Annotated in this window: 1 protein-coding gene; it reads right to left on the bottom strand. The window is 47.1% G+C overall.

All coding sequences use genetic code 11. The features are described 5' to 3' along the window. Window positions 1-181: 181 nt before the first annotated feature. On the bottom strand, window positions 182-737 hold a 556-nt coding region (locus tag R7Z50_RS26980; protein ID WP_318149680.1), incomplete at its 5' end, for an inositol monophosphatase family protein.

Here is a 737-nt window from a genome sequence, read left to right as displayed (position 1 = left end):
GGATAAGGTTGGTTGTTTAAGTGCTTGTATTTTAATTGGATTGTGTGGTTTTGTGCAGTTTGATTAGCTTTAGGTATATGGCAGGTCAAATACTGTTAAAGCTACTCATGCGGAAAAAGAAAAGGCCGTGAACGGAATTCACGGCCTAATGATACAAGTTGAGTTACGCAAGTATAAGTACTTAATCTTTGCGTTGCAGGATGTCATCCCAAGGCAAATTCGTATCGCCCAGCACGATAAAGTTCGGGTTCTCTAGCGTTTCCCGTTCGTTGTAAGACAAAGGTTCGAGGTGAGTGCTGAGAATGCGTCCGCCTGCTTCTTCCACGATGCATTGCGTTGCTGCTGTATCCCATTCGCCAGTAGGGCCCAAACGTAAATAGCAATCGACCGCTCCTTCCGCCACCAAACACGCTTTTAGTGCTGCAGAACCGAGAGGAATTAAGTCGTAGTTCCAAGCGCTGCTCATGCGGCTGGTGATACGATTAATGTCTTGGCGACGGCTGATAGCAATGGCAATGTTTTGTCCTGCTTGTTCATGTTTGTGCGTGTGGATTTTCACGCTTTCAGACATGTCTGGGATTTTCCACGCACCTTTGCCGCTGTATGCGTAATACGTGACGCCAGAAACAGGCCCATATACCACGCCCATCGCTGGCTTGTTGTTGTCAATTAATGCAATGATGGTCGCAAAGTCGCCACTACGTGCGATGAATTCTTGTGTGCCATCTAATGGGTCG

It is taken from the genome of Vibrio sp. 1249-1, from assembly GCF_033340495.1.
The sequence above is the reverse complement of the archived record's forward strand: the minus strand, read 5'-3'. Positions and strand labels throughout refer to the sequence as shown.